Genomic DNA, 14,871 nt, shown 5'->3' on the forward strand with positions numbered 1-14,871 from the left:
GGTATAGGGCGTGCGACCGGATGGGAGTCATGCCGCTACTCGACGTTCCGACAATCTACGTGCTGATGCTGTCCGTCATGGTGCTGCTCGGGGCGCTGACCCTGTTCGCCTGGCTGCAAAATCGCGCGGTCCGCGCGCTTGCCTGGTGGGGCGGCGCAGTGCTCGTGATGGCGGTCGCACTTGGCCTGCTCTGCTTGCGCGGCACGATCCCGGACGCCTGTTCGGTCGACCTCGCCTACGTGGTGCTGTTCACCGCCTGCGCGCTGATGCTGGAAGGCGCGCGCTGCTTCGAAGGCAGGCGGGCGAGCCCCGTCCTCCTGCTCGCCGGCGCGGTGGTCTGGATCGCGGCCTGCCAAGTCCCCGCGCTGTACGAGTCCGCCACGGCGCGCATGATCATCGTCTCACTCGCCGTGGGGCTCTATTCGCTCGGCTGCGCCTACGTGCTGTGGCGCGGCCGCGCCGAACCGCTGTTGTCGCGCTGGCCATTGATCGTGTTGACCGCGCTCGGCGGCGGGCTGTTTCTCCTGCGAATTCCGCTCGCCGTGGTTTATCCGCTCGCGGAGGCGCCGGTCGCGAGCTTCGACGCACTGCGGTCGCTCTGGTTCGCCGTGGTGAGCGCGTTCACGCTGCTTTACTTCATCGCCATCAACTATCTCTTCCTCGCACTCACCAAGGAGCGGAGCGAGCTCGCGCACAAGCGCGCCGCGATGACGGATGCGCTGACCGGCCTCGCCAACCGTCGCGCCTTCATGGAATTCGCCGAGCAACGCTTGAACGCGCGCGCGAGCGGGACGGTCGCGTTCCTCCTGTTCGATCTCGACCGGTTCAAGTCGATCAACGACGGTCATGGGCATGCGATGGGCGACCGCGTGCTGCGGCTGTTCGCGCAGACGCTGTCCGCAACCTTGCCGCGGGGCAGCATCGCGGGCCGGATTGGGGGCGAGGAGTTCGCCGCGATCGTCACCGGGCCGGACCAAAAGGCGACGCTTGCGGCGGCCGAGCACGTGCGCGAGAGTTTTGCGGTGGTGGCGGGCGTCGTCGACGGTGTCCTGGTCGCAGCCACCGTCAGCGTCGGGCTCGCGCATGCGGACAGCGGGCCCGCGGGTATCGAGACCCTGTGCGAGCGCGCCGACAAGGCGCTTTACACGGCGAAGGCGCTTGGCCGCAATCGCGTCGAATGCGCCGTGGATGGATTTGTCCCGCTCGTGCCTGACGCCGCTGCCGACCTGCTGCTACCGGCTTCCGGCCAGACACAGCGTGCGACGAAGCGGGCGGCGGCCTGACCGCGTCAGAGCAGCGCCGGAGGGCGATGACGGCACGAATCGCGCGCACGTCCAGACTGATCGCAATGACCGAAGTGTCATCGGGCGGCCCGGGCATCATCGAACTGTCGTCGTTCCGTCATTCGCGCTCTATCGATCGCTGCTCCCTTCGCGGCGCATCGTGGAGACTGATATGCATCCGACTGAGACAATGTCGTCCGACCGCCGGTCGATCCTGAAGGGCCTTGCGGCCGCGGCCGTCGCGTCGCTGGCGGCGCCGGCCGTCGCGGCCGAAAGCCTGCCGGCGCAGCCGACTGGACCCGCGGCCGCAATCGCCACCGACAATGCCTATTGGACGGCCGTGAAAGGGCTCTATGCCGTGACGTCGGATGTCGTCAATCTGGAGAACGGCTTTTGGGGCATCATGGCCGAGCCGGTGAGGCGCGAGTTCATTCGCCAGACCGACATGGTCAATTATCAGAATTCCTACTACGCGCGGCAGCGCGCGGGGGCGGATTTCGAGGCCGTGCGCGTCAAAGTGGCCGAGGCGGTCGGCGCCGCGCCCGAGGAGATCGCGCTCACCCGTGGCGCAACCGAAGCTTTGCAGCTCCTCATCAGCGGTTACAACAGGCTGAAGCCGGGCGACAGCGTGCTCTACGCCGACCTCGACTACGATTCGATGCAGTACGCGATGAACGCGCTGAAGGCGCGCCGCGGTGTCGACGTGGTCAGGTTCGATGTGCCGGAGCCGGCCAGTCGCCAGGCCGTGCTCGACGCCTATGCCCGCGCCCTCGATGCCAATCCGAAGACCAGGCTGCTGCTCCTCACCCATGTCAGCCATCGCACCGGCCTCGTCATGCCGGTCGCCGAGATCGCCCGCATGGCCAGGGCCAAGGGCATCGACATCATCCTCGACGCGGCCCATTCCTGGGGGCAGATCGACTTCAGGGTGGGTGAACTCGACGTCGATTTCGTCGGCTTCAACCTGCACAAATGGATCGGCGCGCCGGTCGGCGTGGGCTTCCTCTACATCCGGAAGGACCGCCTCGCCGCCATCGACCGCGACATGGGCGACGAGGATTTTCCCGAGACCGACATCCGCTCGCGCGTGCACACCGGCACGGTCAATTTCGCGACGGTGCTGACCGTGCCGGCGGCCGTGTCGCTGCATCAAGAGATCGGCGCGGCGGCGAAGCAGGCCCGCCTGCGATATTTGCGCGACTACTGGGTCAGCCGCGTGCGGGGCTTCAAGGATATTGAGATCCTGACGCCGGACGAGCCGGGCCTGTATGGCGCGCTCACGTCCTTCCGCCTTGCCGGCAGGACGAGCAAGGCCGACAACGACGCCACCGTGGCGAAGCTCAGGGACGGCCACAAGATCCTGACGGTGCGCCGCGCCGGCGTCGCCAAGGGCCAGTGCATCCGGGTGACGCCGGCGCTCTACACCGACGAGTCCGATCTCGACCGCTTCGTCGAGGCGCTCGCCGTCATCACGGGGACGAAGACCGGGTAAAGCTTGGCGCAGGGCGGGTGCAGATCGCGGTCTGCCTCACCGCCACCCCAGCGCCGGCGCGACATGCGTCAGGATCGCCTCGATCGCATGCGCGCAGTAGGCGACGCCGAGCTGGTTGGGAATGGTCAACAGCAGCGTATCGGCCTCCGCAATCGCCTCGTCCTGGCGCAGCTGCTCGATCAGCACATCGGGCTCCGCGGCATAGCTCCGTCCGAAGATCGCCCGTGTGCGCGGGTCGATGAAGCCGATCTGGTCTTCGCCTCCGCGCTCCCCGCCAAAATAGGCGCGGTCGCGATCGTTCATCAGCGCGAAGATGCTGCGGCTGACGGAGACGCGGGGCTCGCGGCTGTGGCCGGCTTCCGTCCACGCCGCGCGAAAGCTACGGATCTGTGCGGCCTGCTGCACGTGAAAGGCTTCGCCGGTCTCGTCGTTCTTCAGCGTCGAGCTCTGCAAATTCATGCCGAGCCTCGCCGCCCACACCGCGGTGGCGTTCGAGCCGGCGCCCCACCAGATCCGTTCGCGCAAGCCCTGCGCATGCGGCTCGAGGCGCAGAAGCCCCGGCGGGTTTGGAAACATCGGCTGCGGATTGGGCTCGGCAAAACCTTCGCCGCGGAGCAGGTCCAAAAAGACCTCGGCGTGGCGCCGGCCCATGTCGGCGTCGCTCTGGCCCTCGGCCGGCCGATAGCCAAAATAGCGCCAGCCGTCGATCACCTGCTCGGGCGAGCCGCGGCTGATGCCGAGCTGAAGCCGCCCGCCGGCGATGAGGTCGGCGGAGCCTGCGTCCTCCACCATGTAGAGCGGGTTCTCGTAGCGCATGTCGATCACGGCCGTGCCGATCTCGATCCTGCTGGTCTTCGCGCCGACGGCCGCAAGCAGCGGAAAGGGCGAAGCCAGCTGGCGCGCGAAGTGGTGCACGCGGAAATAGGCGCCGTCCGCCCCCAGCTGTTCCGCCGCGACGGCAAGCTCGATCGATTGCAGCAGCGTGTCCGCCGCCGAGCGGGTCTGCGACTGCGGGGAGGGGGTCCAGTGTCCGAAGGAGAGGAATCCGATCTTTTTCATGAGGGCAACATATGGCTGATCGGAAGAGTTTGCGAGACGCCGGCCGGAGGAAAGATGGCAACAACCCAAGTGGAAGTGATCAAGCAACTACCGATGGGGGTTAGCAGGGCAGCGACGGCGGGGCACCGGCAAGTTCGCAGAGCAGAGCCTTCGCATCCCGCAGCTCCGGCGTCTCGAGGCCCTCTGTAAACGAGCCGTAGACAGGAACAAGGATTTCCTGGGCTTTGCATCGCTCGGCCTTCCCGCTCCAAAGCCGTGCGAGGGCGGTCGCGGCGCGTAGCTCCCAAAGCCTGGCCCGCTGATCGCGGGCAACGTCAAACGCACGCAGCAAGCAGGTCTCGGCCTTGTCAGGAGCAGACAGGGCAAGGAGCAGTTCGCCCTTGCAAAAATGCAACGCTGCTTCGTTCCATCGCTCGTTGGTTTCGGTGATCAATGCGAAGGCTTCGTCGATAGTGTCGAGAGACGCCTGTAGCTGGCCGAGGCTACCAAGTGCATTCGCACGCAGGAGGAGCCAGTGGGTCACTACAGATTTTGCATCGCCCCGCCAAGCCGCTATCCCCTCTCGGAGGTGAGCCAGCCCGCGATCAGCCTCGCCAGCCCGGACCATCAGCCAGCCCTTGATGATCGTGCCTGCAGCTCGCCACAGAAAGAAATCATGCTCGGTGCAGACCGCGATAAGCTCATCGACAATGTTCTCGTCCACTCCGACGTGTCCATCAAGTGTGTAAGCCCCTGCGTCACGCTCAAAGGTGCAGAACAGAGAGGCGTGAAATAGGCCGAACGCGATCGAGGGATTATGCCTTTGTGCCCGTATTTCCCCCATCAGTTGATCGAATGTCTGCTGGGCCTGATTCAGATAGCCCAACGGAACGAGGGCGTGTGTGAGATAGGAAAGGATCGCGATACGGGGCTCGTAACCGAACCGGTAAGCCAGGGTCGCGTTTGGATCACACAACGCAAGCGCCTCCGCCAAGTGCGTGCGACCTCCGTCAAATTTTCCGCAATGGACCAGCGCAGCCCCGACACCTCGGTGGGCCATCATCATAGCAATTGAGTCTCGCTCGCGCTCTGCCCGGCCAAGCATGGCAGTTGCAGTGGCGAGCGCAGCTTCTGCTTGGCCACGCAGAAGGAATACAAGGTATCTGCCGTAGTCGGCGATGCTACGCTGCAATGGGTCATCAACCCGCTCGCATAGTTCTTCTGCCCGCGCGAATGCCGCCACTGTGGCGGGGGATGACCAGCCTTTGGCGGCCATGCAGGCTGCACCCATGGCCACCTGCATATCGAGCTCAAGACGGACGTGCTCGGGGTCATCGGGCAGCGTCTGCAACAAACTCAGCCCATTTTGCAAATGGGCGATCGACTCCAGGGTCCCGGAGCGTTGATTCGCCAATTGCGCAGCTTGCCACCAGTATCGGATGGCCCGTTCGGCGAGACCTGCCTCGGTGCAGTGATGAGCGATGATTTCCGGCAGAGCCTCGGCGTTCCCGGCCAGCCGCGCTTCAAGGACCTCCGCGATGCGAGCGTGCAATTGCTGCCGCCGAGGGCGCAGCAAGGTGCTGTAGGCGGCGTCCTGCACCAGCGCGTGCTTGAAGGCGTATGTGGCATCCGGCGGCGTCCCGCGCCGGAACACCAACTCCGCGTGGATGAGCTGCTCCAAGCCCGCCTCGAGCTGCGGTCGCGACATGCCGGCAACGGCGGTGATCAGGTCGTGGGAAAACTGACGCCCGAGCGTCGCTGCAATCTGCGCCACCTCCCGAGTTGGCGCCAGCCGATCGAGCCGGGCCAGAAGTGAGGCCTGTAGCGTCGTTGGGATTGCCAAAGGAACCACCGTTCCGGTCACCGAGTAATGGTCTCCGGCATCGGTTATCCATCCGCTCTCGACGACGGATTTGGTCAGCTCCTCGACGAACAACGGCACCCCGTCGGTGCGATCGATGATCTGATCGGCAATCTCTTTAGGCAATGCCTTGCCACCGGTTACATGCGCGATCATCTCGGCGCGGTGGCGAGGCGGTAGGCGGCTGAGACTGAGCAATGTCACGTGCGGTCGGCCGATCCACGGTGGAGTAAACTCCGGTCGAAATGTGAGTATGACCAAGACCCGCAGCGTCGCGGCTCGGTCTATAAGCAGATCCAGCGACTCCAGAGTGGTGGGGTCGCTCCAATGGATGTCTTCCCACAGCATCAGTAGCGGCTGCTGCGCTGCGAGGCCCTCCACCTGGGCCACTTGCGCCTGAAGCGTTTTCTCTTTGCGGCTGTGCGGCGTCAAATTGAGCGGCGGGTAGCGATCGCCGATCGGTATCGACAGCAACTCCGCCAATAGAGGAACGGCTTCGCCCAGCTCTTGGTTGGCGAGAGCCAGTATCGCCACTAGCTTGTCCAAGCGGGTCTCGGCCGTATCCTCGCGGCGAAATCCGGCCGCCTGCTCGAGTTGGGCGATGCTGGGATACAGCGCGCTGTGCTGATGATGTGGCGAGCAGAAAAAACGTAAACGGATATGCGGCTCCTCGCTCACCTGCTCCAGCAGTGTTTGGGCGATGCGCGACTTGCCGATGCCCGGCTCGCCCGCGATTAGAACGACGGAACCGTCGCCGGCTTTTGCCCGCTCCCAGCGGCGCCTCAACAACGCGATCTCTTCCTCACGACCAATCAGCGGCGTGCTGGCGGTCCGTAGAGCCTCGAACCGACTGCCGACCAGACTCACGCCCAAGACCCGCCAGACGTGCACCGGATAGTCAATGCCCGCGACCGCCCTTTTTCCGAGATCGCCATATTCGAACAGGCCGCCCAGCATGCGACGTGTGTTGTCTGCGATGACCACGGTGTTCGGTTCGGCCAATCCCTGAAGACGTGCCGCAAGATTAGGGGTCTCACCGATGACCGCTTGTTCCTTGGCGGCGCCTTCCCCGAGCAGATCGCCGACGACGACAAGGCCTGTGGCTATACCGATACGCACACGCAACGTGGCTGCGTTGCCTGCATCTAGTTTGGCCAAGGCTTCGATCAAGGCGAGACCCGCGCGCACCGCCTGTTCGGCGTCCTCCTCATGGGCCTGCGGGTAGCCGAAATAAGCCAGCACGCCGTCACCGAGATATTTGGCAACAAAGCCTCCCGAGCTGGTGATCACCTCGGCGCAACGACGGTGATAAGCGCCGATGATGTCGCGCAGCTCCTCCGGATCGAGCCGCGCCGACAATGCCGTGGATCCCACGAGGTCGGCGAACATGACCGTGAGTTGGCGGCGTTCGGCCTCGGGAGCCTTGCCGGCAGGGCGGTCGGGCTCGACCTCGATCGTGTCGCGAAATGTTGCGGCGCCTAACGCGGCGATCGCATCGAGGAGAATACGGCGATGGCCAACCGCCGTCACGCCGAGATCTCTGAGGTCGTCGGCAGTCAGCTTGGGCAGGATTGCCTCATCGATCGCGTTCTCCCGGAACGCCTGCTCGTAGCGTTCCAGGCCGAGTCCGCGCAGCCAGGCACTGGTCTTCATGGCGTTCACACGCACACTTGGCACTGGCAAGAGCCGCCGGGTCCGTCGCTGCCTTAGCCGTGCACCGATCGAGCCGCTCGCGGACCGGCCGCCATACCAGAAGACGTAGCCAGCTTATCCCACCGCGTGGGGCGAAACACGCTTTTTTGGCGCGTGAAGTCGAACGATCTGAGTTCGTGGTCCGCTGCGGGGCAGATCTGCCACGCCCAGGAGCGTCCTCAGATTTCGCAACCGGTCAAATTCAATGCCTTGCGCAAGCCACCAAACGCCTTGAGCCGACAGGGCTCGGTGCCGCTGGGGGCCTTTGAGCGCTGCAAATTGGCCGTTCGCTTGACAACGGTTGCCTTTGGTTTCGGCTTGGGACGTTCAGCGCTCGCGATCTTCTTCGGGTTGTGCCGATGACGGACGATCGGCTCCGGCTTGGACGAACCGATACGGATGTCTTCTGGCGGAGCGACGCGGTCTTCGACCGAAGCAGCCTGTGTCGGCATCTCGCTGCTCACAGCGACGACGTCAAGGCGATCGGCCTTCGCCAAGGCGTCATGTGAAGCAGGGATGCCTGCGTTTTGCTCGGCAGGCGGCTGGACGATCGCGACTGCGCGACGCGGTGGCGCTCTCAGCTCCATTGCTGACAGCACTCCTACACTCAACAGGATAAGGAGGCCCAACAACGCCATTCTCAGCATAATGCGCCTCTAACCTGGGTTAGTGCCGCTGAAAATTCTCCGCGCCAATGAGGCAACTTGTCGGCGGCCGCCGACCTACGACGAATCATTTGCCGACAGGGTTAACGTCGGTGATGCTCTCCACACGTACCGGGAAGTAGGTGAAACTCGCGAAGTTTGCCCGCCATGGCGAACCAAATCCGCCGCCGTACCGACCAATCAAAGCACCCGAGAGGACGCTCCTGACGAGGATGCGATGAACCTGCAGAAGATCCTTTTCAGCTTCGACGGCCGGATCGGCCGCCGTACCTATTGGCTGGCGATCCTCGCCCTGATCGTCGCGGTGCCGGTCTTGACCTTCGCCCCCTTTCTCCTCGGAAGCGAAGAGTGGGCCGTCCTGATCGTCGCCCTGACCTCGCAATTCATATGGCTCTTGAGCCTGTGGCCGATACTGGCCGTGGGCAGCAAGCGATTGCACGACCGCAACAAGAACGGATGGTGGCTGCTGGCCTTCTGGCTGCTCCCCTTCGCCCTGTTCGCTGGCGGCCTCGGCATCGTCTTGTTTGACGATCCCAGAACCGGCCGGAGCGGAGATTTCGCGACCGGCTCGGTCCTGCTTCTTGCGAGCCTTCCGCCCGCGCTGTGGGGCATCGTCGAGCTCGGCATTCTGCCCGGCACCAAGGGGCCGAACCCGTACGGCGCCGACCCGGCGCAACAGCCGACTTGAAAGCCGCTATGCGTGCCGCGCTGGAGCTGATCGCTCTTGCAGAGTTTGAACCATCTGACCTGCCAGCGGCCTGTCTCTACGTCTGCTGTTCGGGGCAGACAGCAAAATGACAGGTCAACCTCAAACTGGCGCTCTTGACCGTTGCCGAAGTCACAACCTTTCCAAGGTATCTTTTGGATGTGATAGCTCTAGCGAACTATGTTCAAATGGCTCAAACCGCTTCTTTTTGGGATTTGGGGGCTTCTGCTGATCCCCCTGATCGGCACGACTCTTGAAAGATGGTTCAGGGAAAACATCTTCTCCGAGCCGAACGCTGTGGCCACGGCGATTTCCAATAACCTCGTCGCAGTGAGCCAACTTCGTTGGTTTAATTTTGCGTTGGTCTTTATGACCGGAATCGTGATTGGCGTCTCGTTGGAATCGTCAAAGCGGAAGTCAGGCGAGCGAAAAGCTTTCGAGCTCCGAAGCCTCGGTTATAGGTTTCGCAGTCTTTCAGATAACATCAAGCTTCGGACCGCATCGCCAGGATGGCCGGACAATGCGCGCGATCTGAGGCCTGCAATCCTGTCTGCATTTGTCTCCGCCAGGAAGTTTGACGTGTGGGTGCCTGACGAGCGCATGTACGAACTGCCGGACGCGTCATTCCTGTGTGAATACTTCAGATCCGTCGGAATGCTTTTGGAGGATGGCCATTTGGACGACGCCAGCCGGGAGGCGCTGTCCTGGAAACCATTTCTCGATAGAGGAAAGCCGTCTTAGGTTTTCCCGACGCCAAGTCAATGCGAGAGTGCACTCGCAGTCCGCCCTGCGGCATGGAGCCTACACGAAATCGATGTGTTTGCTCAGCGGCAATTCGCGGATGCGTTTGCCGGTGGCGGCGAAGATGGCGTTGGCGAGCGCGGGCGCGGCGGGCGGAACCGGAGGCTCGCCGATGCCGCGGATGGCGCTGCCGCTGTCGGTCGCGCGTACCTCGATCACCGGCGTCTGGTAGAGACGCAGGGTTTCGTAGGCATCGAAGTTCGTCTGCTCAGGCACGCCGTCCCTATAGGTCAATTCGCAATTGATGGCGTGACCGAGTCCCCAGACGACGCCGCCCTGGACCTGGTTCTCGAAATTCTCGGGGTCGAGCACTTTGCCCACATCGGCCGCGACGAACACCCTGTCGATCTTGATGCCGCGCGGCGTGTTGGTGACTTCCACGACTTCCGCGACGGGCACGCCGAACGACAGCGTGAACGCGATGCCGCGCCCGCGGTCCTTGCCGGGGTCGCTACCCCATCCCGACATCTCGCCGACCGTTTCCAGCACCTTGCGCGACGGCTCGTGCCAGCAGAGCCGGATCAATTCCTTCAGGGGATCGGCGCCCGCTGCGCGGATCAACTCGTCGAGGAAGCAGTCGTGCAGAAAGCCGTTGCCGGACGCGCCGACCGAGCGCCATGAGCTGACCGGCACCATTTCCGGCACGCGATAGCCGGTGACGCGATAATGAGGAATCCGGAGCGGCTGATCCCAGGCACCCGCGACGATGGCAGTGTCGGGGCCGAAGGTCGGGATGCCCAGCCGGCCGAACCACGAGGCGGTCACCGAAGGGCAAGCGAGCTTGAGATCATAGGCCTCGACCTTGCCATCCTTGACCGCACCGCGCATGCGCGCCATGCCGAGCGGGCGCGGGAAGTCGTGACTCATGTCCTCTTCTCGCGTCCAGGTCATCTTGATCGGGCGCCCCGGATGCGCCTTCGCCAATTCGACCGCTTGGCGGACATAGTCGTGTTCGAGGCGCCGGCCAAAACTGCCGCCGGAAAACTGGGAATGCAGGTGGATGTTCTCGGCGCGGAGCCCCGTGACCTCGGCGGCCATTGCAACCACGAACAGCGGAATCTGCGTCCCCGTCCAGATGTCGAGCCGGCCGTCCTTCAACTGGACCACGGCATTCATCGGCTCGAGCGGCGCGTGCGCGAGGTATGGCACTTTATACTCTGCCTCGAGCACGCCAGCACCCTGCAGCGCCGCCTCCGCATCGCCGTCATCCTTGAGCCGGCTGTCCTGGCGTTCCGCCGTGAAGGACGCAGCGACCGTCTGGAACATGGCCGCGCTGGATGGTGGATAGGGCGATGGCCCCCAATCGCACTTGATCAGGTTCGCCGCCTTGAACGCGCGCCAGGTATTGTCGGCGATCACGCCGACGCCGCCAGTGATCGGTACGATCGCGATGACGCCTCTCGACTTCTCGGCTGCGCTGGCATCAAAACTCTTGATACCGCCGCCGATCCTCGGATTGGTGCGCACCGTGGCGTAGACCATGCCGGGCATCTTGATGTCGATTCCAAATGTCGCCGTCCCCGTTGATTTTGCGACGATGTCGATGCGCTGCATCGTTTTGCCGAGATAGCGCCACTCCGCTTCCGGCTTGAGCCGGACATCTCTGGGCGGATCAATCCGGGCGGCGTCCGCGGCCAGCGAGGCGTAGCTGAGCGCTTCGCCGCGTGGCGTGATCACGCTGCCGTTGCTGGTCTTCAGCTCCTCCTTGGCAATGCCGGTCCGCTTTGCGGCAGCCTGCAGCAAGACGTCCCTCGCGACCGCGCCGGCGACGCGCATCTTCTCATAGGCGTCGGGGACGGTCGACGATCCCCCGGTGATCTGCAGGCTCAGGAACTTGCTCACGGCATCGCCCACGACGCGCGCCTGGCGAGCAATCAGACCGTCGTTGGTCGCGGCAAATGGCAGCCCTTCCGCCGTCACCGCACCGTTGTAGTAGGCGGCACTCGGCGGCCCAAAATCGATTCTGATGTCGTTCCAGGCGACATCGAGTTCTTCCGCAACCAGCGCCGCGAGCACCGACGCGACGCCTTGCCCGACATCGGCGCGCGGCGTGATGACGGTCACGCCGGTCTGGTCGATGCGCACGTAGGGCGTAAGCGCGACCTGCCCATCGCCGAGCTGCCTCGACAGCGGATTCTCAGGCTCGCGCTTGTACGCGTAAACACCGAACGCGACGCCGCCTGCGATCGCCGCGGAGCCGATCAGGAATGTGCGTCGCGCGATAGTGCCGAGCCTGCTCATGTCGCGCGTCCCTTGAGTTCGCGCGCCGCGGTCCTGATCGCGGCGCGGATACGCGGATAAGTGCCGCAGCGGCACAGATTGCCCGACATCGTCTGGTCGATGTCGTCGTCGCTCGGGTTGGGATTGTCTCTCAACAGCGCGGCGGCCGACATCATCTGGCCGGACTGGCAATAGCCGCATTGTGCGACCTGGTGCTTTATCCAGGCCTTCTGCACGACATGCATCGCCTCCGGCGTGCCCAATCCCTCGATCGTGGTGATGTCGGCTTTGACGTCCGCAGCCGGCAGCGAGCAGGATCGCACCGGCTCGCCGCCGACATGCACCGTGCATGCGCCGCACATCGCGACGCCGCAGCCATATTTCGGTCCGGTGATGCCAAGTACGTCACGCAGGACCCATAGCAGAGGCATCTCGTCTTCGACGTCAACCTGATGCGTCTTGCCGTTGACGGTGAGCTGCATGTGACCTCCGAAGCTGCTCGGAGCGTAACGGTCCTTGACCGCGCCCGCATTGGTTCTGCCCGTCACGTGAGAGGTGCGGCAACCTACGCCAAAGTCTTGGCGCTGTCATGAAGATCACGAAGACTTGCAAGATGATCTTGAATTGAATCGATGCGATCGCGGCATCCAGGCGTTGTTGTGTCGCGATCGCCGGCTATGGACGACGCATCCGACCCATGACCGCTCCTTGCCCTTGGCTGAACACCGCGAGAGCCATTGCCATGTCTGCTGTCTGAGGATGGCCGGACGTCGCCGGACTGATGGGCGGACCGCTGCTTTTGACCCGAAGCAGACTCGGCGTTGATGGCTTCTTCGCCCTCGCCTGCTGCGCGAACGGCATCACCCACCGCAGCGACCGCTGTGCTATTCTGCGCAGAGGATAGAGCGTGGCCTTGGGCCTCAGTGGGAGGCAGATGAGGCGGCGCGCGTTCGTTGATGTGTTGGGTGGCGCGGCGGCGCCATGGCGCGAAACTCCGGATTTGTATAGGATTAAGCATCGTTCTGACCCACCCGGGGGGAGCGAAATGCGGCGACGCGGCGGAAGCGAACATCCGATCAAGGGTCGGCGCGCGAGCGGGCGCAAAGCGCCCAAACCGTCGACCGCAGCCCCATCCATTGCCGAACTGCAAAAGCAGGTAGGCACTCTCACCCGCGAGCTGAAAGAGGCGAACGAGCGGCAGACCGCGACCGCTGAGGTGTTGCAGGTCATCAACCGCTCGCCCGGCGAGCTAGAGCCCGTGTTCCAAGCCATGCTGGCAAGTGCGATGCGGATTTGCGATGCGAACTTCGGGATCCTGTTTGAGTATACCGACGGGACGTTTCGCGCGCTGTCGTCACTCGGCGTGCCGAAGGCGTTTGACGAGCACTGCCGACAAGCGCGGGTTTGGGGACCACATACGGGCCTTGGTCAGATCGTCGGTACCAAGCAACCGGTGCATATCCTCGATGTTCGCGAGCAACGCGCCTATGCCGACAAGGACCCCAACCGCATCGCGGCCGTGGAAATGAGCGGAATGCGCACGATCGTCGTCGTGCCGATGCTCAAAGGAGGCGAACTGGTGGGCGCCTTCAGCATCTTCCGTCAGGAGGTGCGCGCGTTCACCGACCGACAAATCGAACTGGTGGGCAACTTCGCAGTGCAGGCGGTGATCGCGATCGAGAATGCGCGTCTGCTCAACGAACTGCGCGAACGAACTGAGGAAGTCGTCAAACTAAACCAACAACTCGAACGGCGCGTAGCCGACCAGGTAGGCGAAATCGAGCGTATGAGCAGGCTGAGGCGCTTCTTGCCGCCGCAAGTGGCTGATCTGATCGTCGCGTCCGGTTCGGAGAAACAACTCGAAAGCCATCGTCGAGAGATTACCGCGCTCTTCTGTGATCTGCGTGGCTTCACCGGATTTACTGAGAGTGCCGACGCGGAAGACGTAATTGCGCTGTTGCGCGAATACCACGCTGCCATTGGCGAGAAGATCATCAAATACAGCGGCACTCTGGAACGCTATGCGGGCGACGGCGTGATGGTCGTCTTTAATGATCCTGTTCCTGTGGAGAACCCAGCGCTTCAAGCGGTGCTCATGGCGCTCGAAATGCGAGACGCCATCGTTGCGTTGACTGAGACTTGGCATCGGTTGGGGCAGGACATCGGCTTCGGCATCGGGATTGCGCACGGCTTTGCTACGCTTGGCACAATCGGCTTTGAAGGACGGTTCGACTATGCCGCCATTGGCACGGTATCCAACGTCGCCTCTCGGCTGTGCGATGAGGCCAAACCGGGTCAAATTCTCATCAGCCCGCGAGTGTTGATGAAGGTCGAGAACGCCGTGACTGTCGAGCCAGTGGATGAGTTCGCGCTCAAGGGTATCCGACGTCCGCTGGCTGCGTACAACGTCGTCTCGGTCAAAACGGTAAATTGAAGGAGACCGGAATGAATGTCCGAGTGTGGCCCTGAGCTGACGTGTAGCGGAAGCTCTGGCATGTCCGCTTTCGGAGACAGAGCGGATCGAGCCTCGGGCAGCCCCAACATTGCATTGAATCATTGGAGGCAGCCAAACTCGCGGCCACCAAAAACCACTCGCGTGCAGGATCACACCTGCCGCTGCGGCAAGCGGCGCAAGGAAGGGGATGGCCTGCCGCCAGGACCCGTCGAACGGCCAGGTACCGAGCGCGATGGGTTTGCCTGACGACGCGCCGGCCTGCGGCCCGGAAGGGAGAGGTCGATCCCGGAACGCTCTCCACCTGGCTTCGATGGATGCGTGAAAGTCCTCAGGAGCGACAGCGAGTTCAGGACTGCTCAGAACCACTTGCATCATCGCGCCACTGGGCTGGAACATCAGTCTGGAGCCTGGGGGCGCAAGGAAGCTCCGTTTGGGGGCGATGTCGCGCTCGTAGAACGTGTTGGTCACCACCACAACGATCGCGTCCGGACCTGTCGAGACGTAGCGCCCGTAGACAGGTTTGGTCGCCCGCTCGACGATCGGGTCCGGAGGCAACAAACCTCCGGAATGTGAGTCGTCGAGCCGACGCACCTCCTGAACGTCCTGCCACGGAACGAACAGCCTTAGCCAGGGTCTGTTGAACGAGATACCCGATTGC

At 63.4% G+C, this 14,871-nt stretch carries 10 protein-coding genes; 5 read left to right on the forward strand and 5 right to left on the reverse strand.

Features of this window, described 5'->3' with window-relative positions:
* The first annotated feature begins 29 nt into the window (after positions 1-29).
* On the forward strand, positions 30-1,283 hold the full coding sequence (locus GPL20_RS30820) for a GGDEF domain-containing protein (protein WP_157334829.1): 1,254 nt from the start codon (positions 30-32) through the stop codon (positions 1,281-1,283).
* A 172-nt stretch (positions 1,284-1,455) separates the two neighbouring features.
* Entirely contained in the window at positions 1,456-2,775 is a 1,320-nt protein-coding gene (locus GPL20_RS30825) for an aminotransferase class V-fold PLP-dependent enzyme (protein WP_157334831.1), read from the forward strand.
* Between the two features lie 36 nt (positions 2,776-2,811).
* Here the strand turns inward: GPL20_RS30825 and GPL20_RS30830 are convergent, their stop codons facing one another.
* The 3 genes from GPL20_RS30830 to GPL20_RS30840 all read right to left on the reverse strand — a co-directional run bounded on the left by GPL20_RS30830 (position 2,812) and on the right by GPL20_RS30840 (position 7,953).
* A complete protein-coding gene (locus tag GPL20_RS30830) occupies positions 2,812-3,834 on the reverse strand; it encodes an LLM class flavin-dependent oxidoreductase (protein WP_157334832.1) in 1,023 nt (340 codons plus the stop codon).
* 100 nt (positions 3,835-3,934) lie between these two features.
* Positions 3,935-7,327, reverse strand: a complete 3,393-nt coding sequence (locus GPL20_RS30835) for an adenylate/guanylate cyclase domain-containing protein (protein ID WP_157334834.1) — start codon at positions 7,325-7,327, stop codon at positions 3,935-3,937.
* A gap of 218 nt (positions 7,328-7,545) precedes the next feature.
* Positions 7,546-7,953: a hypothetical protein gene (locus tag GPL20_RS30840; protein ID WP_246251095.1), complete on the reverse strand. Its 408-nt coding sequence runs from the start codon at positions 7,951-7,953 to the stop codon at positions 7,546-7,548.
* 295 nt (positions 7,954-8,248) lie between these two features.
* On the opposite strand from GPL20_RS30840, the gene GPL20_RS30845 reads away from it, so the two are divergent.
* Together GPL20_RS30845 and GPL20_RS30850 are read left to right on the forward strand one after the other, a co-directional pair.
* Positions 8,249-8,719, forward strand: coding sequence for a DUF805 domain-containing protein (locus tag GPL20_RS30845; RefSeq protein WP_157334838.1), 471 nt, complete (start codon positions 8,249-8,251; stop codon positions 8,717-8,719).
* A 198-nt stretch (positions 8,720-8,917) separates the two neighbouring features.
* Positions 8,918-9,478 carry a hypothetical protein gene (locus GPL20_RS30850; protein ID WP_157334840.1) on the forward strand — a complete coding sequence of 187 codons (561 nt, stop codon included), beginning with the start codon at positions 8,918-8,920 and terminating at the stop codon, positions 9,476-9,478.
* Positions 9,479-9,538: 60 nt separating this feature from the next.
* On the opposite strand, the gene GPL20_RS30855 is transcribed toward GPL20_RS30850, so the two are convergent.
* Together GPL20_RS30855 and GPL20_RS30860 are read right to left on the reverse strand one after the other, a co-directional pair.
* Positions 9,539-11,779, reverse strand: coding sequence for a xanthine dehydrogenase family protein molybdopterin-binding subunit (locus tag GPL20_RS30855; RefSeq protein WP_157334842.1), 2,241 nt, complete (start codon positions 11,777-11,779; stop codon positions 9,539-9,541).
* Positions 11,776-12,240 (reverse strand): (2Fe-2S)-binding protein, encoded by a 465-nt coding sequence (locus GPL20_RS30860; protein WP_157334844.1) that lies wholly within the window; start codon positions 12,238-12,240, stop codon positions 11,776-11,778. The genes GPL20_RS30855 and GPL20_RS30860 overlap by 4 nt, the downstream gene beginning before the upstream one ends.
* A 563-nt stretch (positions 12,241-12,803) precedes the next feature.
* On the opposite strand from GPL20_RS30860, the gene GPL20_RS30865 reads away from it, so the two are divergent.
* Entirely contained in the window at positions 12,804-14,192 is a 1,389-nt protein-coding gene (locus tag GPL20_RS30865; RefSeq protein ID WP_167533296.1) for an adenylate/guanylate cyclase domain-containing protein, read from the forward strand.
* Positions 14,193-14,871 lie beyond the last annotated feature (679 nt).

Source organism: Bradyrhizobium cajani (assembly GCF_009759665.1).
Classification (GTDB): domain Bacteria; phylum Pseudomonadota; class Alphaproteobacteria; order Rhizobiales; family Xanthobacteraceae; genus Bradyrhizobium; species Bradyrhizobium cajani.

Excerpts from the sequence above, each read along its gene's own strand:
- GPL20_RS30820 (WP_157334829.1), top strand. The coding sequence starts at position 30 with ATGCCGCTACTCGACGTTCCGACAATCTACGTGCTGATGCTGTCCGTC.
- GPL20_RS30825 (WP_157334831.1), top strand. The coding sequence starts at position 1,456 with ATGCATCCGACTGAGACAATGTCGTCCGACCGCCGGTCGATCCTGAAG.
- GPL20_RS30830 (WP_157334832.1), bottom strand. The coding sequence starts at position 3,834 with ATGAAAAAGATCGGATTCCTCTCCTTCGGACACTGGACCCCCTCCCCG.
- GPL20_RS30835 (WP_157334834.1), bottom strand. The coding sequence starts at position 7,327 with ATGAAGACCAGTGCCTGGCTGCGCGGACTCGGCCTGGAACGCTACGAG.
- GPL20_RS30840 (WP_246251095.1), bottom strand. The coding sequence starts at position 7,953 with ATGGAGCTGAGAGCGCCACCGCGTCGCGCAGTCGCGATCGTCCAGCCG.
- GPL20_RS30845 (WP_157334838.1), top strand. The coding sequence starts at position 8,249 with ATGAACCTGCAGAAGATCCTTTTCAGCTTCGACGGCCGGATCGGCCGC.
- GPL20_RS30850 (WP_157334840.1), top strand. The coding sequence starts at position 8,918 with ATGTTCAAATGGCTCAAACCGCTTCTTTTTGGGATTTGGGGGCTTCTG.
- GPL20_RS30855 (WP_157334842.1), bottom strand. The coding sequence starts at position 11,779 with ATGAGCAGGCTCGGCACTATCGCGCGACGCACATTCCTGATCGGCTCC.
- GPL20_RS30860 (WP_157334844.1), bottom strand. The coding sequence starts at position 12,240 with ATGCAGCTCACCGTCAACGGCAAGACGCATCAGGTTGACGTCGAAGAC.
- GPL20_RS30865 (WP_167533296.1), top strand. The coding sequence starts at position 12,804 with ATGCGGCGACGCGGCGGAAGCGAACATCCGATCAAGGGTCGGCGCGCG.